At 71.8% G+C, this 21173-nt stretch carries 8 protein-coding genes; 5 read left to right on the top strand and 3 right to left on the bottom strand.

Features of this window, described 5'->3' with window-relative positions; translation table 11 throughout:
* Nucleotides 1-78: 78 nt before the first annotated feature.
* Nucleotides 79-744 carry an MSMEG_1061 family FMN-dependent PPOX-type flavoprotein gene (locus AB0Q96_RS17415; RefSeq protein WP_365326253.1) on the top strand — a complete coding sequence of 222 codons (666 nt, stop codon included), beginning with the start codon at nt 79-81 and terminating at the stop codon, nt 742-744.
* A 71-nt stretch (nt 745-815) separates the two neighbouring features.
* Here AB0Q96_RS17415 and AB0Q96_RS17410 read toward each other — a convergent pair whose 3' ends face one another.
* Nucleotides 816-1685 carry an alpha/beta hydrolase gene (locus AB0Q96_RS17410; RefSeq protein WP_365326251.1) on the bottom strand — a complete coding sequence of 290 codons (870 nt, stop codon included), beginning with the start codon at nt 1683-1685 and terminating at the stop codon, nt 816-818.
* A 283-nt stretch (nt 1686-1968) separates the two neighbouring features.
* Here AB0Q96_RS17410 and AB0Q96_RS17405 point away from each other — a divergent pair, with 283 nt between their 5' ends.
* Both AB0Q96_RS17405 and AB0Q96_RS17400 read left to right on the top strand, forming a co-directional pair.
* Nucleotides 1969-3861 (top strand): choice-of-anchor A family protein, encoded by a 1893-nt coding sequence (locus AB0Q96_RS17405; protein WP_365326249.1) that lies wholly within the window; start codon nt 1969-1971, stop codon nt 3859-3861.
* A gap of 269 nt (nt 3862-4130) precedes the next feature.
* Complete coding sequence (locus AB0Q96_RS17400) at nt 4131-6941, top strand: TIM-barrel domain-containing protein (protein WP_365326247.1); 2811 nt, start codon at nt 4131-4133, stop codon at nt 6939-6941.
* 128 nt (nt 6942-7069) lie between these two features.
* On the opposite strand, the gene AB0Q96_RS17395 is transcribed toward AB0Q96_RS17400, so the two are convergent.
* Nucleotides 7070-8200, bottom strand: a complete 1131-nt coding sequence (locus AB0Q96_RS17395; protein WP_365326245.1) for an NAD(P)/FAD-dependent oxidoreductase — start codon at nt 8198-8200, stop codon at nt 7070-7072.
* Nucleotides 8201-8449: 249 nt separating this feature from the next.
* Between AB0Q96_RS17395 and AB0Q96_RS17390 the strand changes: the two genes are divergently transcribed.
* The gene (locus AB0Q96_RS17390; RefSeq protein ID WP_365326243.1) at nt 8450-9265 is read left to right on the top strand and encodes an SAM-dependent methyltransferase; all 816 of its coding nucleotides are present in this window, start codon (nt 8450-8452) and stop codon (nt 9263-9265) included.
* 59 nt (nt 9266-9324) lie between these two features.
* Here the strand turns inward: AB0Q96_RS17390 and AB0Q96_RS17385 are convergent, their stop codons facing one another.
* Complete coding sequence (locus tag AB0Q96_RS17385) at nt 9325-13665, bottom strand: ricin-type beta-trefoil lectin domain protein (RefSeq protein WP_365326241.1); 4341 nt, start codon at nt 13663-13665, stop codon at nt 9325-9327.
* Between the two features lie 351 nt (nt 13666-14016).
* On the opposite strand from AB0Q96_RS17385, the gene AB0Q96_RS17380 reads away from it, so the two are divergent.
* On the top strand, nt 14017-20997 hold the full coding sequence (locus tag AB0Q96_RS17380) for a ricin-type beta-trefoil lectin domain protein (RefSeq protein WP_365326240.1): 6981 nt from the start codon (nt 14017-14019) through the stop codon (nt 20995-20997).
* Nucleotides 20998-21173: the final 176 nt, after the last annotated feature.

Here is a 21173-nt window from a genome sequence, read left to right as displayed (position 1 = left end):
GCACACGGGGCCCGCCCTCACGACGCTCCGAGGCGACCACCACCGTCCCGCCCGCGGGCGTCTTCTAGGGTCGTCCCCATGACGATCGACACGGGGACACCCAACCGGCTCTTCGACGCCCTCCGCGCGGACGCCCTGACCAGCCCGGACCAACTGCGCGAACGGTACGCACAGCCGAACCCGAACGCCCTCCGCAAGGAGATCGACCACCTCACCGAACAGACCCGCGCGCTGATCGGCTGCTCCTCCCTCGTCCTCGTCGGCAGCGCCGACGCCGACGGCAGAGCGGACGTGACGCCGCGCGGCGGCCCGGCCGGATTCGTCTCCGTCCTCGACGAACGGACCCTCGCGATACCCGACGCCACCGGCAACAAGCGCCTCGACACCCTGCACAACGTGCTCCAGACCGGACGCGTCGGCCTGCTGTTCCTCACCCCCGGCCGCCCGACCACCCTCCGCGTCAACGGCCGCGCCTGCGTCTCCGCCGACCCTGAACTGCTCGCACAGCTCACACCCGTCGGCAAGCCGCCCGTCACCGCGCTGGTCGTCCACATCGAAGCGGCCTACCCGCACTGCCCCAAGTCGCTGATGCGGGCCCATGCGTGGCAGCCGGAGAAGTGGCTGTCCGCCGACGCGCAGCCGACCAGCGCCGAGGTGACCCTGGCCCAGCTCGACCTGCCGGAACTGACGGTCGAGCAGGTCGAACAGGACGAAAGGGAGTCGCTGCGCCTGCGTTACGAGTGACCCGCCGGAATCGGCCCTGCCCTGCCCGGGCAGAGCAGGCCCGGACAGGGCAGGGCAGGCCCCCGCCCCCCTCAGGCGTCCGCGAGCGAGGCGCGCAGTGCCTCCGCGAACTCCGCCGGGGCGCCATGCTGTCCGTACTCGCCGCCGAGGAAGCCGCCGTGGTTGCTCGGGTAGACGGCGAGCGGAGTGCCGATGCCTTCGGCGACGCCCGCGGCGGTCCGCGCGCAGAAGGTGCCCTCGGACTCCTTGCCCGCGGCGATGACGATCCGGGTCGACGCGGCCCGCAGGGCGGCGAAGTCGGGGACGTACGAGGTGCAGGCGCGCATGTTCTGGCCGAGCAGCGGGTCGTCGCGGGTGCCGTCGTCCTCGGTGGGCAGGCCGAAGGCGGCGGGGGAGGGCGCGGGCTCCTCGGCCCAGGTCGCCGGGATCGGTCCCGTCCGGCTGACCAGCGCGATGAACTTGGCCATCGCCATGCCCAAGCCCTCCCGCAGGTAGGTGCTGTGGATGTCCGCGCAGAGCGCCAGGGCGGCCTCGTGGTCCGGGAGGACGGGGGCGCTCGGCGGCTCGTGCGCGACGAGGGTGTGGACCAGGTCGGGGCGGGCGGCGACGAGCGCCAGGGCGTTGACGGCACCGCCGCTGCTGGCGAAGACGTCGACGGGGCCGGCGTCGAGCACCTCGATGAGCCGGGCCAGGTCGTCGGCGTGCTCCTCGGGGAGGTTTTCCGGGGCGCCGTCGGTCCGCTCGCTGCGGCCGGCTCCGCGCGGGTCGTACGTCACGACGGTGCGGTCGCCGAAGTGCGAGGCGAGGGTGGTGAAGCCGGTGGCGTCCATGGGGGAGCCGATCAGCAGCAGGGGCCGCGGGTCCGGTCCGGTGCCGGGGCGGACGTCGTAGTGGAGGGTCGCGCCGACGGTCTGCAGGGTGCGGGTGTCGGTCTCGGCCATGGTGTTCTCCTCGGTGGTGTGCCAGTCATAGGGGTAGACGTCCGGTCCGGTCTCGACTCATCGGTGCCGAGCGGACTATTTTTCTCCGCCGTTTCGACGCCGCCCGCGATCTCGCCCCGGCCTCTCCACCCTCTGCGCCCTCCGCACCTTCTGCGTCCTCGCCCCCTCCCCGTACTCCTTTCGGCGGCCACACTTCACGCCCCTCGGTGAGCGCGCGCCCTGAGCGGCCCAACCTCGATCCGCCCGGATGGTGGTCCGGGACCCGCCGACCAAGACTCCGGACATGAGACATCACACCGTGCGGCGCTCCTCGCGCCCACCGAGGAGGGCCTTGTCGGCCGGACTCTCCTGCGCCGTCACTCTCGCCGCCGTCCCGGCCCTTCTCCTGGGCCCGGGCAGCCAGGCCGCGGTCGCCGCGCCCCTTCCCGGCGGGCTCGGCCCGTGCGTCCCGGGCAGCTGCCCCGATCCGTTCCCCGAGGTCGGGAACGGGGCCATCGCGGGCCGTGACGCCGGCATCAACATCTTCGTGGGGAACGACTACCTCGTGCGCGGCCGAGCGGCCGAGGCGGAGGGCCGTGTCGTGGTCCTCGACGACTTCGACCAGAACAAGGAGGCGACCGCCGGCGGCCTGTACAACCTGGGCATCGTCGGTGTCGGCTCCCGGGTCGTCCCGCCCAAGGACGCGGACTTCCTCACCACCGGCGGTGACGTCACCATCGCCTCGGGCCAGCGCCTGGAGACGACGGGCGGCCTGCTCACCGAGACGGGGACCGTACGCCACGCGGGCACGGTCACCGGGAACGTCACCGGGACCCTCGTCCAGGACGCGAACGCCGCCGCGCCGTACACGGGCCTCCGCGACCAGCTCACCACGGCGAGCCGCTGCTACGCCCGGGTCGACGGACAGCCCCGTCCGGCCACCGGCACGGCCGTCAACCAGAACTTCCAGACCCTCTTCACCGGCGACGGCACCTCCGCGCTCCAGGTCTTCAACGTGGACTTCGACCTGGCCTCCTCCAACGGTGGCCAGCAGGGCGTCGTCTTCGCCGGCATTCCCGCCGGGGCCACGATCCTGGTCAACCTCCTCGGCGCGAACCGCACCATCAACACGTACAGCGGCGCACTCGTCGACGCCACCGACCCGCTCAACGCCTACCGCGAGCGGCTGCTGTGGAACTTCCCCGACGCGAGCACCATCGGCCTGAACGGCACCGGACAGTTCCAGGGCAGCTTCCTCATGGGCGAGCAGTCCTCGATGACGACCGTGACCCTGCCCGGCATCAACGGCCGCTTCTTCACCACCGGATCGGTCACCCACACCAGCTCCGCCACGGGCGGCGGCGGCCAGGAGTTCCACGCCTACCCCTTCAACGGCGACCTGCCCGACTGCGGCACCACCCCGCCGCCGGTGAAGGGCGAGGTGAAGGTGGTGAAGACGGACGCGGCGACGGGTGCGGTGCTGCCCGGGGCGACGTTCCGGCTGTGGCAGGAGACGAACGGTGTCACCGGTCTGCAGACGGGCGGTGCGACGCCCGACACCCAGGTGGGGGCGGAGTGCGTGACGGACGCGGTGGGCGTGTGTGCACGCACGGTGGAGACGGGCACGTACTACTGGCAGGAGACGGACGCCCCTGACGGCTACGACCTGCCGTCGCCCGCGGTCTTCGGCCCGCTCGTCCTCACGAAGGAGAACGCGAGCGCCGGAGTCTCCGTCACCGCGCCCAACAAGAAGACCGTGATCCCGCAGGACAAGGGGAGCCTCACGCTCTTCAAGACCGACGCCGACACGAAGGCGCCGCTGCGCGGGGCCACGTTCGAGCTGTGGGAGGAGACCAACGGGCGCGACGGTCTCCAGGCCACCGGCCCCGACCCGGACACCCGCGTCGGCACGGCCTGCACCACGAACGCGGGCGGTCTGTGCTCCTTCGACCACCTGGAGCTGGGTACGTACTACCTCCGCGAGACCGGCGTCCCGAACGGCTACGTCCTGCCCGCCGACCCGGTCTCGGGCCCCTACGTCGTCAGCGCCGACCACACGGCTGTGATCGCGCGCCTGGACAACAGCCGGGAGAACACCCCCTGCGAGCCCACCGGTTACGGGGACGAGGGCTACGGCGACCAGGGCCACACCGACCAGGGCTACGGCGCCTGCACCTCACGCGCCCGTAGGGCCTGATCCGACGGAGTCGGGTCCGCCACGCCGCGGACGCCCATCGGGGCGGGCCGGACGAGCACACGCGCTCGTCCGGCCCGCCCCTCGCCACTCCACCCGCCCCCTCCTCTCCCCTCGAATGATTGAACTTGCGCGTAACCAAGCCTGTTTGAGCACTTGACGTCATCCATGCCTCGCTGCTGCCATGTCTCACGCCCCCACGCGCGGGGGAGCTCCAACGACCACTGCCCGGCGTCCTCGGCGCCGCAGACCTCGTGAGGAGAACCAGCCGCATGACAGCCGCAACCCTGCCCGCCCCGCCACGCCCGCGACCGGGCGTCAGACGCACCGCCCTGGCGCTCGCCGCCGTGATCGTCGCCGCCCTCCTGTCCGTCGTCCTTCCGGCACCGTCCGCGCAGGCCGCCACCGCCGGGAACGCCACCGGTGTCACCAGGTCCGGTGACACGTTCACGGTCGCCACGTCCAGCGGCGCCGCCGCCCGGATCGTGATGGCGCGGGCGGACATATTCCGGATCTGGCTCTCGCCCAACGGGGCCTTCACCGACGACCCGGCCGGCGCCGACCTCGCCGTCGACACCGCCTTCGGCGCGGTGGGCGCGACCCTGACCGACGCCGGCTCGTACTACCGGGTCGGCACCTCCGCCGTCAGCCTGCGGATCAACAAGTCCCCGCTGACCTTCGCCCTGTACCGGGCGGACGACACCACGCTGCTGTGGTCGGAGGCGCAGCCGACCAACTGGACCGGGTCCCAGACCACCCAGTACCTCACCCGGGCCGCCGACGAGCAGTTCTACGGCACCGGGCTGCGGCTCGGCGAGTGGGCCCTGCGGGACAAGACCGTGCCCGTGGCCGTCTCCAACCAGTGGAGCGAGAACACCAACGCCAGCCCCGCGCCGTTCTACATGTCCACCAACGGCTACGGCGTCATGCGCAACACCTGGTCCCCGGGCTCGTACTCCTTCACCGCGCCGACCTCCCTGCGCCACAACGAGAACCGCTTCGACGCCTGGTACTTCGCCGGCGGCTCCCTCAAGGACGTCCTGAACGGGTACACCGACGTCACCGGCAAGCCGTTCCTCGCCCCGGTCTGGGGCCTCGAACTCGGCAACGCCGACTGCTTCAACGCCTCGAACCCCGACTACCAGGGCGCCCACGACCGGCTCCGGCACCAGACGACCCCGGACGTCGTCGGGTACGCGACGGACGCCCGCGCCGCGGACATGCCCTCCGGCTGGTTCCTCCCCAACGACGGCTACGGCTGCGGCTACACCAGCCTCCCCGAGACGGTCACGCAGCTGAAGGCCAAGGGGTTCCAGACCGGCCTGTGGACCTCCACCGGTCTCTCCGGCATCGGCTGGGAGGTGGGCACGGCCGGCTCGCGGGCCGTGAAGACGGACGTCGCGTGGATCGGGGGCGGCTACAAGACCGCCTTCAAGGGCGTGCAGCAGGCCGTGGACGGCATCGAGTCCAACTCCGACGCCCGCCGTTTCGTATGGACCGTCGACGGCTGGGCCGGCACCCAGCGCAACGCCGTCGTGTGGACCGGCGACACCTCCGGCACCTGGGACGCCATGCGCTGGCACGTGCCCGCCATCGCGGGCGCGGGGCTGTCCGGCCTGAACTACGCGAGCGGCGACATCGACGGCATCTTCGGCGGCAGCCCGAAGACGTACGTGCGCGACCTGCAGTGGAAGGCCCTCACCCCGGCGTTCATGACGATGTCCGGGTGGGGTCCCGTCAACCCCTCCGCGGGGTACGAGGACAAGCAGCCCTGGCGCTTCGCCGAGCCCTACCTGTCGATCAACCGCAAGTACCTGCAACTGAAGATGCGCCTGATGCCGTACCTGTACACCATGAGCCGCAACGCCACCGACACCGGCGTCCCGTCCACGCGGGCCATGGTGCTGGAGTACCCGAACGACCCGGTGGCGCGCGGGAACCAGACCAGCGGGCAGTTCATGGCGGGCGACTCCCTCCTCGTCGCCCCCGTCGTCACCGACACCACCACCCGTGACGGCATCTACCTGCCGGCCGGAAGCTGGACCGACTACTGGACCGGGAAGGTCTACAACGGACCCGGCTGGCTCGACGGCTACTCCGCCCCGCTCGACACGCTGCCGCTCTTCGTGAAGGCCGGCGCGATCGTGCCGATGTGGCCGCAGATGAACTACACGGGCGAGAAGCCCGTCTCCACCCTCACGTACGACATCCAGCCGCGCGGCACCTCCTCCTTCACCCTCTACGAGGACGACGGGGTCACCCGCGCCTACAAGACCGGCGCCTCCGCGCGGCAACGCGTCGACGTCACCGCGCCCGCGTCCGGCACCGGCGACGTGACCGTCTCGGTGGGCGCGAGCACCGGCTCGTACACGGGCAAGCCGGCCGCCCGCGGCTACGAGTTCACCCTCCGCAGCGCGAGCGCGCCGGGCACCGTCAAGGTCGGCACCACCACCCTGCCGGCGCAGGCGAGCAGGGCCGCCTACAACGCCGCCGCCACCGGCTGGTTCTACGACGCCGCCGACCGTTCGGGCACCCTGTGGGTGAAGACGGGCAGCACCGGTGCCGCCTTCACCGTCACGGCCACCGGCCTGACCGTCCCGGCCGGGACCGCCGTCGGCGGTACGGCTCCGAGCAGCCCGATCAGCCAGACCGGCTGGAGCGTCCGCTACGCCGACAGCCAGGAGACCGCCTCGGAGAACGGCGCCGCCGCCAACGCCATCGACGGCAAGCCGTCCACCCAGTGGCACACCAAGTGGTCCAACGGCGCCACGGCACTCCCGCACGAGATCCAGATCGACCTCGGCGCCCGCTACGACGTCGACTCCGTCACCCAGCTGCCCCGGCAGGACGGGGGAGTCAACGGCCGCATCGGCTCCTACGAGGTGTACGTGTCCGACAGCACGACCTCCTGGGGCACCCCGGTGGCCACCGGAACCTTCCCGGACACCGCGGCGGCCACCCGGGTGACGTTCACCGCGAAGTCCGGCCGCTATCTGCGCCTGAGGGCGCTGTCGGAGGCGGGGAACCGCGGTCCGTGGACCAGCCTGGCCGAGCTGACGGCCACGGGCCGGCCTTCGGGCTGAGCCCCGCTCCGGCCGCCGGGCTGAACCCGGCCGGGACGCCGGGCTGAACCCCGTGACGTACGCGGGGCGATCCCCGTCACGTACGCGGGGCGGGCGCCGCAACGGGCGCCCGCCCCCTCGGGATCACCTCAGCGGCCCTTCTCGGTGATCATGTCGATCAGGCCCTGGGCGGTGTTGCGCTCGGAGTCGATCCCGGGGACCTGTCCGCCCTCGAAGGTGGCGGGCTCCGAGCTGCGGGAGAACATGGATAGCTCGTACGCGGCGAGCGCGGCTTCGACGTCGTCGGGGTGGGTGGCGAGGGCCTTGCCGAGTTCGGCGCCGTCGTACAGGGCCAGGTTGGCGCCTTCGCCGTTCGGGGGCGCGAGGTGGGCGGCGTCGCCGACCAGGGTGACCCCGGGCACCCGGTCCCACCGGTGACCGGTCGGCAGGGTGTAGTGGGGGCGCAGGACCGGCGCGGTGTCGCCGTCGGTGATCAGGGCGGTGAGTTCCGGTGCCCAGCCGTCGAACTCGGCCGCGATCCGCGCGGTGGCCGCGGCGGCGTCGCTGAAGTCGATGGCGGCGAACCATTCCCGCGGCCTGCTCAGCGCTATGTAGGCGTGCAGGGTGTCGCCGCCTTCCCGGTGGGCGAAGATCTCCCGGCCCGGCGCGGGCGCCAGCAGCATCCCGCCGCCGACCGCCTTCGCGGTGGCCGGGTGACGCGTGTCGGCGTGGAACAGGTACGTCTCGACGAAGGACGTGCCGACGTACTCGGGTGTGGCGGCGGAGAGCAGGGGCCGTACGCGTGACCAGGCACCGTCCGCGCCGACCAGCAGACCGGTGACGAGGGTGCCGCCGTCGGCGAACGTCACCTCGTGGCGACCGGGGCCGACGGTGCGGGTGCCGCCGACCTTGTGGCCCCACCGGACGGTGCCGGCCGGGAGCGAGTCGAGCAGGATCCGCCGTAACGCGCCGCGGTGCACCTCGGGGCGGCCGCCCGTGCCGTCGTCGGCCTTGTCGAACAGGACGGTCCCGTCCCGGTCGAGCACCCGCATCGCCTGGTGGCCCTCCAGGACGATGTCCAGGAACTGGTCCGTCAGACCGGCTTCCTCGAGGGCGAGCTGACCGTTGTCGTCGTGGATGTCGAGCAGTCCGCCCTGCGTGCGCGCCGCCGGGGAGGACTCCGCTTCGTACACCGTGGCGGGGATCCCGTGGACGTGCAGGACCCGGGCCAGCGTGAGTCCGCCGAGTCCGGCGCCGATGATCGTGACGGGCATGTGCATGGAGGCTCCCGCGAATCAGGGCCGCCCGGTGGGTTCCGGCCGGCCGTCACCGGAACACTGCCGGAGCTCGCCGACAGGCCACCGACAACGGACCGGTAGCCGCCGATGGGCGACCGACAACGCCCACGCGCCCCGACACCGGCAGGCCACGGACGGCGTCACTCCTTGGGGGCGGCATGTCAGGCCGGGAGTCGCATCCCGGAACGGGAGGATGGCGACCGGTCCTGTCGCGACTGTCTGTGAGGCCTCATGTCCGGTATTCCGTCCTACGTCGACCCGACCACGCCCAGTATCGCCAGGGTGTACGACGCCTTCCTCAACGGCACGGACCACTACGAGGTGGACCGGGAGGTCGTCCGCGGCGTCCTGAAGGCCGCTCCGGAGGCCCGGGACCTGGCCGTGGAGAACCGGAACTTCCTGATCCGGGCCTGCCGGTTCCTGGCCGGGCAGACCGACGTCACGCAGTACCTGGACTGCGGGTCCGGCCTGCCGACCGCGGAGAACGTGCATCAGGTGGTGCAGCGGGCCACACCGGACGCGCGCGTCGTCTACGTCGACAACGACCCGGTGGTGCTGGCCCATGGCCGGGCCCTGCTGGAGGAGAACGCGCACACGGTCTTCGTCGCCGAGGACATCTTCGAGCCGGAGAGGCTGCTGGAGAACGCCGTCGTGCGGTCCGCACTCGACTGGAGCCGGCCGATCGCGCTGCTGCAACTGGGCACGCTGCACCACTACAACGGCGAGGAGACCCGTACGCGCAAGGAGATCATGCGGGCCTACATCGACGCGCTGCCCGCCGGCTCCTACGTGGCGATCAGCCACTTCCTGGACCCGCAGGACGAGTACAGCGCGACCGCACGGAAGATGGAGGCCATGTTCCTGCACAGCATGATGGGCAGCGGCACCTTCTCCACCCACGACGAGCTGCGGGAACTGTTCGACGGCCTGGAGATGGTCCCCCCGGGCCTGGTGCGGTGCGCGGACTGGTGGCCGGACGGGCCGCATCTCAAGGAACTGAACGCGGCCCAGCGCAGCATCGCCGGCGGCATCGCCCGCAAGGCGTAGGACACGTGCGGAAACGCCCCGTCTCGCGGGAGACGGGGCGTTTCCTGTAGGCCGCGGTGCTACGGATTGACCGGCAGGGCGGGGGAGTAGATCACGGGGACGCTCCACTGCTGGGCCGGGGTGCCGTTGCAGTCGAACAACTGGAACTGGGTGCCCCAGTTGCGGTTGGCCCAGGGCACGTCGAGGCAGCGGCCCGACTGCGGGTTGTAGATCGAGCCGTCGGCGCGCGGCAGCCACTGCTGGCCGCCCTCGCCGACGCACTGCCAGAACAGGATGGGGCTGCCCGACCCGGTCTGGTTGGCGCTGACGGCGACGCACTGGCCCTGCTGGGTCAGGGTGCCGTTGGCGTTGACGCTCATCTTCTGCGCGTCGGAGCCGTTGCAGCCCCACAACTGCGGCTGCATGCCGTTGCCGCTGTTGTTGTTCGGCGCGTCCATGCACAGGTCCGGCGCGGCGGCGAAGCGGACCGGGGCTCCGGCCGTGGTGGCCTGGGGCGTGTAGCCCTGGTAGACGGCGAGGTTGCCGACCCGGCCGGCCAGCCAGTTGCTGGGCTGGCTCTGGTACTTGTAGCGGCCCATGACCAGCTTGCCGCTGGGTGCCGGGCTGCTGCTCGCCGCGTGGTAACCGCTGGAGGCCAGGCGCCCGTTCACGTACAGGCTCATGGCGCCCGTGGTCGCGTTGTACGTGGCGGTCAGCTGGGTCCAGACGCCCGCCTGGAACGCGTTGGCCGGGTTGACGGTGGAGTTGAAGTCGTACGGCCACCCGTCGTCGTCACCGCGGGCGAGAGCGAAGCGCCAGTTGCCGGCGTCGGCCCACAGCATGAAGGCGCTGGCGTGGGCGGTGTCCTGGCTGACGATCACGCCGTCGGGCTTGTCGAGCTTCGCCCAGGTGCTGACGGTGAAGCTCTGCCGGGTGTCGACGACCTTGTCCGGCGTCGTGAGCGCCGACTTCAGCGTGTCGTTGAAGACGGCGACGGTGGCCGGCCGGCCGTCGACGGTGTCGCTCGCGTAGGCGATGTTCGCCTCGGTGAGGTCGTTGCCGGCGGGGATGGACTTCCTGTCGTCCAGCCGCCACTGAACGGTCGGCGCCTGGGTGTTGCCGCGCACGTGGTAGCCGTCGAAGCCGTTCACCGCGCCGGCGTCGGCCGTGGCCGCCCAGGAGTGCAGGGTGCCGGAGGTGTCGAGGGCCCAGAAGTCCGGCACCCCGTCGTCGGTGACGTCGCCGTCGGAGCCGACCCGCGGGTAGCCGGTGCCGGTGATGCCCCAGCCGATGCGCGAGGCCGGCTGCGCCGTGACGCCGGTGAACACGGTGTACGAGACGCCGAGGTCGTCGGTGCGGGCGGCGGTGGCCAGCCGGTACTGGAAGATGTCGCCGCTGGCGCGGTTGCGGACCCAGAGCGCCGGCGCGGTGTCCGCCGTGGTGGAGGTCGACAGGTTCAGGGCGTTGCCGGGGACCATGAGGTCCTTGTCGTCCCAGTCGCCGGTGCCCGACACCAGGGACGGCGGGGCGAGCGTCTGGTTGGACTTGACCGGGTAGTACCAGAGGTTGCCGGACTCCACGGCGAGCAGACCGGTGGCGTCGGACACCTTGCGGCTCGGCGTGCGCGCGGTGCGGGGCGAGCCGGTCGGGGTGATCTGGCTCGAGTACTGCCAGGTGCCGACGTCGTGGTAGCCGGGGCAGGAGCTGCCGTACGCCGGGTCGCAGTCCGGCTTGTCGACGGTGTGCTTGGTCCCGAGGGTGAACACCCCGGGGTTGGACAGTGTGTTGTCGTACGCGAACAGGTCGCTGCCGCCCGTGGCGCCGACCGTGGCCGGCTCACGGTGGACGAACAGGTCGTCGACGTTGCGGCCCGGGTCGAGGGACCCCCGGTGCGCGATCCGGTAGTCCTTCCAGGTCCGCTTCGCGGCCACCTCGGGCGCCTGGAGGGCGGTCGCCGCCGTGCCGCTGGGCTGCGCGCTGGCGCTGCTGCCGTCGGTGGCGCGGCCGTGGGTGACCAGGTTGCCGGCGTTGTCCGGGATCAGGATGTCGGGCCGGGCGTCACCGGTGGTGTCGCCGAAGGCGACCGGGCCGTCCTTCCACGGCACGTAGAAGGCGTACGACAGGGTCTGCGAGGCGTTGCCCGCCTCGTCGAGCACGCGGGCGTACACGATGTTGGTGCCCCAGTGGGTGGGCTTGACGCTGAGGGCACTCGGCGACAGCGGGCTGCCGCACGCCTGCTGCGCGCCGGCCAGCTGGGGGTCGAAGCTCCACTGGACGCAGGCCACGCCCGAGGAGCGGAGTCCGGCGCCGGGGCTCGGGTCGGAGGCCGAGACCGGGATGGAGCCGGTGTCGCCGAGCCGCAGCTTGGTGATCTGCCCGTTGCCCGCCGGCGGGTACTGGGTGGCGGGGTCGGTGAACTGGCCGAAGGCCATGACCGGCGGGGTCATGTCGACGGCGAAGTGGCAGGTGGTGCTCGACGGTCCGCGCAGCAGGCCGTCGTCGCCGTGGGTGGCCCAGGCGTAGTTGTGCCCGTTCTGCAGGAGGCCGACCGGGAGCGAGTACGTGGCCTCGGACCAGTTCGACACGAAGCCGGACCAGCCCTGGTGGGCGGTGGCTCCGGCGGTCTCGTCCCAGACGTCGACCCATTCGGTGAGCTGGCCCTGGTTGGGGCTGCTGACCCGGGAGACCAGGGCCGTGTGGGTGTCGGTGACCCAGCCGTACGAGGAGGCGGGGACGCCGCCGCAGGCCTGCGTGTCACCGGCGACGACACGGCGCGGGACGGGGTTGGCGCGCAGGTTGTCCGGGGTGTTGGGCGTGAAGTCGTACTCGGTGCTCAGGGTGGCGTTGTAGTTGAACCGCTTGAAGCCCATCTTGTCGCCGGAGCCCTCGTTGCCGCGGATGGCGAACGCGAGCGGCCTGCCGGTGTCGCGGATCGCGTCGCGCATGGCGCCGGTGACGTTGAAGTCGACGGGGATGTCATTGTAGCAGGCGGAGTTGGTGCCGTTGCCCGGCACCCACTTGCCGTCCAGCCACTCGCGGACCTCGTGGTTGTTCCAGGACACCGAGCCGTCGAACTCACGGGCCCGGTAGACGTTCACGGGGTACGTCGTGGTGCAGGACCAGTCGGAGGAGATGTACTGGTTGATCCGCAGGTTGGCGTAGTTGATCGTCGAGCCCGCGTACCCGTTGATGTCGAACTCGAACAGGGCGCGCTCGATGCCGTACGGGGACTCCCAGCCCTGGAAGCCCGAACCGGGGTGGTCCCGGTCGTTGGAGCCGGAGCGGTCGAAGTTGCCGGTCCCGGTCCACGCCGACATCACCCAGGCGTGGTGCTGCTTGCCGCGGGAGTCGCGCGACCAGTCCGGGTCGATGTAGACGGGGTAGCTGGTGTCCGCGCCGTCGAGCAGGTCCATGGTCGGGGCCAGGGCGATGGCGCCGCGGCCCTTGCCCGCGGCGGCGGTCGCCCTGGCCTGGGTGACGGGGATCTTGGCGACGGTGGCCCGGGCGCCGGGCCCGTCGGGGCTGCTCTGTCCGTCGACGGCGCCGTTGGCCTTGTCGACGGGGGCCGCGGCGTCCATGTCGGCGTACTTGCCGCCACGGGCGGTCGGCTTCCGGGCCTCCTTGGCCGACCACATGACCGGGGCGGGCGCGCGGAAGACGGTGTCGCGTCCGTCGGCCGCCGTGAGGTTGCCGTCCTTGTCCTTGGCGAGCGTGAGGCCCTTGGTCTCCGCGGGGAAGACCAGGTTCCGTACCGCGGGGTTGGCGGCGGCGGCCGGGCTGCGGAGGATCACGACCGTGGCGTAGCCGCCCCACTTGGTGGCGGTGACCTTGAGGTCGGTGTCGGGCGCCACATCCTCGAACAGGGCGCCGTTGGCGCTCAGGACCGGCTTGGGCAGCGGGCCGGGGAAGGGCGACGACACGGACAGCCGCTGTCCGTCCTCGGTGGTCATGGTGGCCAGGGGGCCGCCGCCACCACCGGACAGCACGAGGCCCGAGTCGGCGGCCTTGGGAACCACGGCGCCGTCCGCGCGGGTGACCAGCGTGTCGTCGAGGGTGACCCAGCGGCCGCCCTCGCCCTTCTTGCGCTGTGCCTCCAGGCTGCGCTCGGTGCGCAGCCTGCCCTCGGCCGTCACGACGGTGGTGCTGAACTCGTCGGTCAGTTCCGGGACCGGGACGTCCTTCCCGGTCTCACGGGCCCGCTGCCTCGCGTTCTCGACGGCGACGCGGGCCGCCGTGGGCTTCGGGCGCTCGGTGCTGCCCCGGGAGGGCGCGGGAGCCGTCGCCGAGGCCGACGGATCGGGCTGGGGCGACGCCGCGGCGTGCGCCGCGTAGGGCGCGCCGGCCAGCAGGGCGGCCGACATCGCCAGGACGGCGGCGCCCGCTACGGGCCTTCGCAGCCCGGCTCTTGGTGCAGTGGACATGCTCGTGTACTCCCCCATGCATGTGCGTGGTCGCTGCGCGGCGCGCAGAGATCGGGGGCACTTTGGCAGGGGCATGGCCAGCGATCAAAACGCGCCACGCCGATTCGTGTCCATCTTGTGCGCAGCCTTCATGAATTGCACACGGAGTGATCTAGAACACGTCCGAATTTGAACTTCTCATGGGATACGGCAAGTTGTAGCGACTGCTACGTTCCCGTCCGATTCTGCCGTCGATCACTCGGACCGGCGGCCACACCACTTTCACATTTCAACGGGGGATGAGCGATGCCTAGCTTCGGCATGCGCCGATCCGGGCGATCTTCACGGACACGGGCGACCGTTCCGCTGATCGTGGCCCTGACGGCGTCCCTTCTGGCGGTACCGGCGGCCCAGGCCGCACCGGTCACGCCGGACTTCGACAAGATCTGGCAGCCGCCGCGAACGCCGCTGCCGCACACCACTCCGATCGCCGGCACTCCGGCCGTCAAGCGCGGGCCCGTGGCCCCGCCGCACGCCGTGCCCCGGCGGTCCGCGGCGGCTCCCGCCGTACCGGACGCCACCGCACTGAGCGGCACCGCGCTGCCGACGACGGCCCCGGCCCGCGCCGGCCGGCTCCCGGTCTGGGTCGGCCCCGGCACCAAGGCCCCCCGGCGGGCGCTGCCCCCGGTGACCGTCGTACGCAACGACGGAGCCTCCGCCCGCGCCGCGGGTGTGCACGGCCTGCTGTTCACGGTCGCCGCGGTCGAGGCGCCCGCCACCGGCGACGCGCACGGCACCGTGCCGGTCAGGCTCGGCCTCGACATGGCGGAGCTCCAGCGCGCCACCGGTGGCCAGTTCGCCGCGCGCGGACGTCTGGTGGCCCTTCCCACGTGCGCCGCGACCACACCCCAGGTGGCCGCCTGCCGGGTCCGCACCCCGCTGGTCACACGGTACGAGAAGGCCACCGGGCGGCTGACCGCCGAACTCGCCGTCCCGTCCGTCGCCCCCTTCCCCGCCCGCGTCCCGCAGGACGCGGCCCGGTCGCCGCTGCTCGCGTCGGCGAGCGGGGCGAAGGCCGCGAACACCCCGATGCTGCTCGCCGCCGAGACCGGCACCGCCGGCGGCGGCGGCGACTACAAGGCATCCGCCCTCAACCCGTCCTCGGTATGGGCCGCGGGCGGCTCCTCCGGCGCGCTGACCTACAGCTACCCGTTCCAGCTCCCGGCGTCCCTCGGCGGCCAGGCGCCGTCGCTGGCGCTCGGCTACGACTCCTCCTCCGTCGACGGCCGCACCTCCGCGACCAACGCCCAGGCGTCCTGGGTCGGCGACGGCTGGGACCTCAACCCCGGCTTCATCGAGCGCACCTACAAAGCCTGCGACAAGGCGGGCATCAGCAACTCCGGCGACCTGTGCTGGGCCGGATTCAACGCGAGTCTCTCGCTCGGCGGACACTCCGGACCGCTGGTCCGGGTCGCGACCGGCGCGGTGGGCACCGACGCGGCGACCGGCGTCTGGCGTCTGAAGAACGACGACGGCACCCGGATCGAGTTCGGCTCCGGCGCCGCCAACGGCGTCCAGGACGGCGCCTACGCGAAGGTCACCGACGCCGCCGGTACCGTCTACCACTTCGGCGTCAACCACCTGCCCGGCGGCGACAAGAGCGATCCGGCCACCAACTCCGTCTCCAGCGTGCCGGTGTACTCCCCGAAGTCCGGCGACCCCTGCTACGACGCGGCCAAGGGCAAAGCCTCCTGGTGCACGATGTGGCAGCGACTCCAGCTGGACTACGTCGTCGACAGCCACGGCAACCTGACGACGTACACCTGGGCCCCGGAGACCAACTACTACGCGCGCGGTGGCGGCCAGAACCCGGGCGCCGGCGTGCTAACGGCCTACACCCGCGCCAGCACCCTGGCCTCCGTCGCGTACGGGCAGCGTCTTCCCGACCAGGTCACCGCCAAGGGCGGTCTGCAGCCCGCCGTCCGGGTGACGCTCGGCACCGCCGAGCGCTGCCTCGACACGAACGCCTGCGACCCCGCGCAGCGCACCGTGGCCAACAAGAACAACTGGCCCGACGTCCCGGTCGACCAGGAGTGCAAGAGCTCCGGTACCTGCACCGGTCTGTCACCGACCTTCTTCACCACCCGCCGGCTCGCGTCCGTCCTCACCCAGGTGCGGACGAACAACGCGTGGCAGGACGTCGACTCCTTCGTCCTCAAGCACTCGTTCCCCGACCCGAAGGACGCCACCAGCCAGAAGGCCCTGTGGCTCGACTCGGTCCAGCGCACCGGCCGGACCGGCACCCCGGAGGTCGCGCTGCCCGCGGTGACCTTCGTCCCCGTGATGCTCGCCAACCGCGTCGACGGAACCGATCTCGTCCCCGCGCCGCCGCTGATGGACCGGCCGCGCATCCAGCAGATCAAGAACGAGACGGGTGGGGTCCTCAACGTCGACTACAACCTGCCGGCCTGCTCCCGCCGCAACCACGTGATGCCGTCCGCCGAGGACGACAACACCATGGCCTGCTACCCGGTCCGCTGGTCCCCGCCGGGCTCGGTCGCCGGCGCGGACCCCGTCCTCGACTGGTTCAACCACTACACCGTCGCCTCGGTCACCCAGAACGACACCACGACCGACGCCCCGCAGCAGGTGAGCAGCTACACGTACGGCGCGGCCGGCTGGCACCGTGACGACAGCGAGTTCACCGACCCCAAGTCCCGTACCTGGGGCGAGTTCCGCGGCTTCGCCACGGTGACCGCGACCACCGGCAGCGGCAACGACGGCCCCAAGTCGCAGACCCGCACCACCTACCGGCAGGGCATGAACGGCGACGTCCGCCAGAACGGCTCCGCCCGCGGCGTCCAGCTGACCGACCTGCTCGGACGGTCCGTCACCGACAGCGACTGGCTCGGCGGCCAGACCCTCCAGACCGAGACGTACGACCAGGCCGGCGGCACCGTCGTCAGCCGCAGCGTGTCCGCCGCCTCGGGTGAGACGACCACCGCCACGCACGTGCGCGGCTCCGGCCTCCCGGACCTCGTCGCCCGCTACACCGCGACCACCGGCGTGATGACGACCCAGGGCCGCAAGGCCGACGGAGACTGGCGGTCCACCACGACCACGACCACGACCGACCCGGCGCACGGCAACCGGGTCGTCTCCACCCTGGAACAGGCCGACGGCCTCCCCGACCTGTGCACCCGCACGGGCTACGCCGTCGGCCCCGATCCGCAGGTCACCGCCCTGGCGGCCGAACAGACCGTCGTCTCCGGCACGGACGCCTGCACCGTCACCGCCGCCGCGGCCAACACGGTCAGCAGGACCCGCACCTCCTACGACAACCTGCCCCACCTGCAGGCCGCCGCCACCGGCGACGCGACGAAGGCGGAGGTCCTGGACCGCTACGAGCCGGACGGGACGCCCTTCTTCGTCCCGACCGCCATCACGGCCTACGACGCCTACGGCCGGGCCACCTCGGTGAAGGACCCGAACGGCAAGGACAACCAGCACCCGGACGGCGCCGTCACCACCACGGCCTACACGCCCGCGGCCGCCGGCGAGCTGCCTTCCACGATGACGGTCTCCACCCCCGTGCCCGGGTCGACCGGCACCTGGGACAGCGTCACCACCGTCGACGTCCGGCGCGGTCTGCCCCTGACCGTCAAGGACCAGAACCTCAAGACGACCACGGAGACGTACGACGCCCTCGGTCGGCTCACCGCCGTCTGGCTGCCCGGCCGCACCCCGGCGGGCAACCCGAACGCCAACATGACCTTCGGGTACGCGGTGTCCGACAAGGCGGGCGTCCCGTCCGTCACGACCACGAACAAGCTCACCAAGGACGGCGAGACGCCGGTCTACGTCAAGAGCGTCGAGATCCTCGACGGCTTCGCCCGAACCCGGCAGACGCAGACCTCACCGGCCAACCCCGCCTACACCGGCCGGCTGGTCTCCGACACCCTCCTCGACTCGCAGGGCCGTACCCGGACCGCCAACGCGCCCTGGTACAACGACGTGTCGGGTCCGACCGGCACCCTGCTGCCCTCGGCGGAGAGCTCCATCCCGTCGCAGACCCGCACCACCTACGACGGCCTGGGCCGCGCCGTGGCCACCGCGTCCTGGTCGCTGGGCGTGGAGCAGTCCCGCACCACGACCGACTTCAAGGGCGTCGACCGCACGGACGTCGTCCCGCCCAAGGGCGCCGCGCCGACCACGACCCTGACCGACGCGCGCGGCCGCACCACGGAGCTGTGGCAGTACACCACGCCCACCGTGACCGGCCAGGCGGCCGACGCCGCCGTCACCCGCACCACCCACACGGTCGACGGCAAGCCGCTCACGCGCAAGGACACGCTGGGGAACACCTGGTCGTACTCCTACGACCAGCGCGGGCGCCAGATCAGCGCGACCGACCCCGACACCGGCGTGACCACGCAGACGTGGGACACCGCCGGACGGCTCGGCAGCACCACCGACGGCAAGGGTCAGCAGGTCACGTACACGTACGACCTGATCGGGCGGAAGACCGGCATGTTCGACGGCCCGACGGCCACCGGCGCCAAGCAGCTCACGGCGTGGACCTTCGACACCGCGACCGCCGGCAAGGGCAAGCCCGCCTCGTCGACGCGCTACGTCGGCGGCACCGGCGGCCAGGCGTACACCACGACGGCCAAGGGGTACGACGACGGCTACCGCGTCACCGGATCCACGGTGACCCTGCCCGGCACGGACGCCGGACTCGCCTCGGGCACCTTCTCGTACACGACCAGCACCGTCTACGACAAGATCACCGGAAACCCCAAGGAGACGGTGCTCCCGGCCCTCGGCGGCCTCCCGCTGGACGACGTCGTGTACTCGTACAACGACTACGGCCAGATGTTCAAGTACGCGGGCGCGACGACGTACGACACCCAGACGGAGTACGACGCCTTCGGACGTCCCATCCGCTCGACCGTCAACCCCTGGGCCACCCAGGTCGTCACCACCACGGACTTCGACCAGGCCACCGGACGCGTCAAGCAGCAGTTCGTCGACAAGCAGACGTCCACGACGGGCGCCGTCCAGCAGGTCGGCTACACCTACAACGACGTCGGACAGGTCACCTCGATCACGGACGTCGCCGACAACACCCCCTCCCGCACCGACCGCCAGTGCTTCGCCTACGACGCGCTCGGCCGGCTCACCACCGCCTGGACCGACAACGGCGGCCTCACCGCCCCCGAAGCCGGGCAGACCAAGGACCAGGGCGGCTGCGTCACGACCACGCCCACCGCGGCGAACATCGGCGGCCCCGCACCGTACTGGCAGGACTACGGCTACGACCTCACGGGCAACCGCACGCGGCAGGTCAGCCACGACCCGTCCGGTGACACCACCAAGGACGTGACGACCACCCAGACGTTCAACGCGCCCGGCACCGTAGACACCCCGACCGGCGCGCCCACCGCGGGCGGCGGCACCGGCGGTCCGCACGCCCCGCTCACCTCGACCGCGAAGACGTCGACGACCACCGGCACCGACACCTACCAGTACGACGCGGCCGGCAACACCACGTCCTTCGGCGCCGGAGCGGCCGGCACCAGCAGCCTGAACTGGAACAGCGAGGGCAAGCTGACCTCTCTGACCACCGCCACGCAGATCAAGGGCATCGGCGGCACGTGCATGGAGCTGCAGGGCGGCAGCTCGGCCGACGGCACCCCGGCGCAGATCTCCACCTGCGCCACCGGCGCGGGCCAGCGCTTCGCCACCGCCGCCGACCGGCTCTCCGTCTCCGGCAAGTGCCTGCAGGCCATGGGCACCGCCACCGGTTCACCGGTCCAGCTCCAGCCCTGCGACGGCACCGCCGCGCAGACGTGGAAGGCACGTGCCGACACGACCTTCTACAACCCCGTTTCCGGCCGCTGCCTCGCCGTCCCCGGTGACCTGACGACCCCCGGCACCGATCTCGTCCTCGGTACCTGTGGGACCACGGTTCCCGACGGCCAGAAGTGGACCGTCCCCGACACCCGCACGACCTACGTGTACGACGCGGACGGCAACCAGCTGATCCGCCGCAACCCGGGCAGGACCACCATCAGCCTCGGCACGGACGAACTGACGGTGGACACCGCTTCCCCCGGCAAGACGCAGACCGGCACCCGCTACTACCCCGTCCCCGGCGGCATGACGATCGTCCGCACCGGCGCGGGGACCGCCGCCGGAGCGTTCGCCGTCCAGGTCGCCGACCACCACGGGACCAACGGGCTCGCCGTCGACCTGTCGACACTGACCGCGACCCGACGCGCCACCGACCCCTTCGGCAACGCGCGCGGCGCCCAGCCGTCGGCCTGGGCCGGCGGCAAGGGCTTCGTGGGCGGGACCAAGGACACCGCCACCGGCCTGACCAATCTCGGCGCCCGCCAGTACCTGCCCGCGGCGGGCCGCTTCATCAGCACCGACCCGCTGTTCGACGCCGCCGACCCGCAGAGCTGGAACGGCTACGCGTACGCGGACAACAGTCCGGTCACCAACTCCGACCCGGACGGGCGCCAGTGCCTGCACGGCTCGCCCGGAGGCGGCCGGGACGGCGTGTGCGCGGGCGTCGGCGGTGACACCGACGGCGTCATCGGCGACGGCTCCAACAACTGCGTGTGGGACTACTGCGCCGGACACGCGCAGCAGATGGAGGAGGCCGCGGACGCGGCGGGCATGTGGAACCGCACCCCCCGCCGTGAGGGCTCGGGCCCGAACCACATGTCGGACGCGAAGAAGGCGTGGAACGCGGCCCACAAGGCCGCGCGCGTGGCGAAGGAGAAGGCCGCCTCCCGGCCCCTGGGCCCGGCGCGCTGGAAGATCGCCGAGGACTACATGTACGACGAGATCATGCGGAACCTCCGGTCCAAGGACTTCGAGCGCATCAAGGACGCGAACGGCAGCTGGCTGCCGTTCTCGCTGGCCAAGGCGACGACCATGTGGGCGTACAAGGTCCACGCGGGTGCCGACTGGGACCACAAGCCCAAGCTCAAGAGTCTGATGAACCTGTTCACGACGTCGGACTACTACTTCACGGTCCCCGGCGGCGAGGACGAGGCGTACTACGACGTCTGGTCGAACGTGCACTACGGCTTCGTGGGCATGGCGGAGGGCTTCGAGCAGGGCTACCTGGAGGACGGAGCCCAAGCGGCGATCCCGGGCTCCGAGTTCTTCGTCGGCAAGACCGACATCGGTGACATCACGAGCGTCCGCCAGGGCGTCGAGATGTTCAAGAAGTACGGCACGGACATGACGAGGGAGGAGTTCCACCAGGGCATGCTCGACACCATCTCCGCGATGAAGAACGCGAAGGCACCACAGGTCGAGTCGGCCACCGGCTGATCCACCGCGCCCGCCACGGGCACCGAGCAGGCCGTCGCCCAACCCTGACCGAGACCGGCGGGGCCCCCACCCAGGTGGGGACCCCGCCGCCGGCCGGCGGACGTCGCCGGGATCAGGCTCCGGGTCGCCGACCGAAGAGGGAAGCACTCGCTCGCCCCCCCCGCGATACGGGCGGT

The organism is Streptomyces sp. NPDC093111, assembly GCF_040683955.1.
Taxonomy (GTDB): Bacteria; Actinomycetota; Actinomycetes; order Streptomycetales; family Streptomycetaceae; genus Streptomyces.
This window is presented reverse-complemented; position numbering and strand designations above follow the sequence as displayed.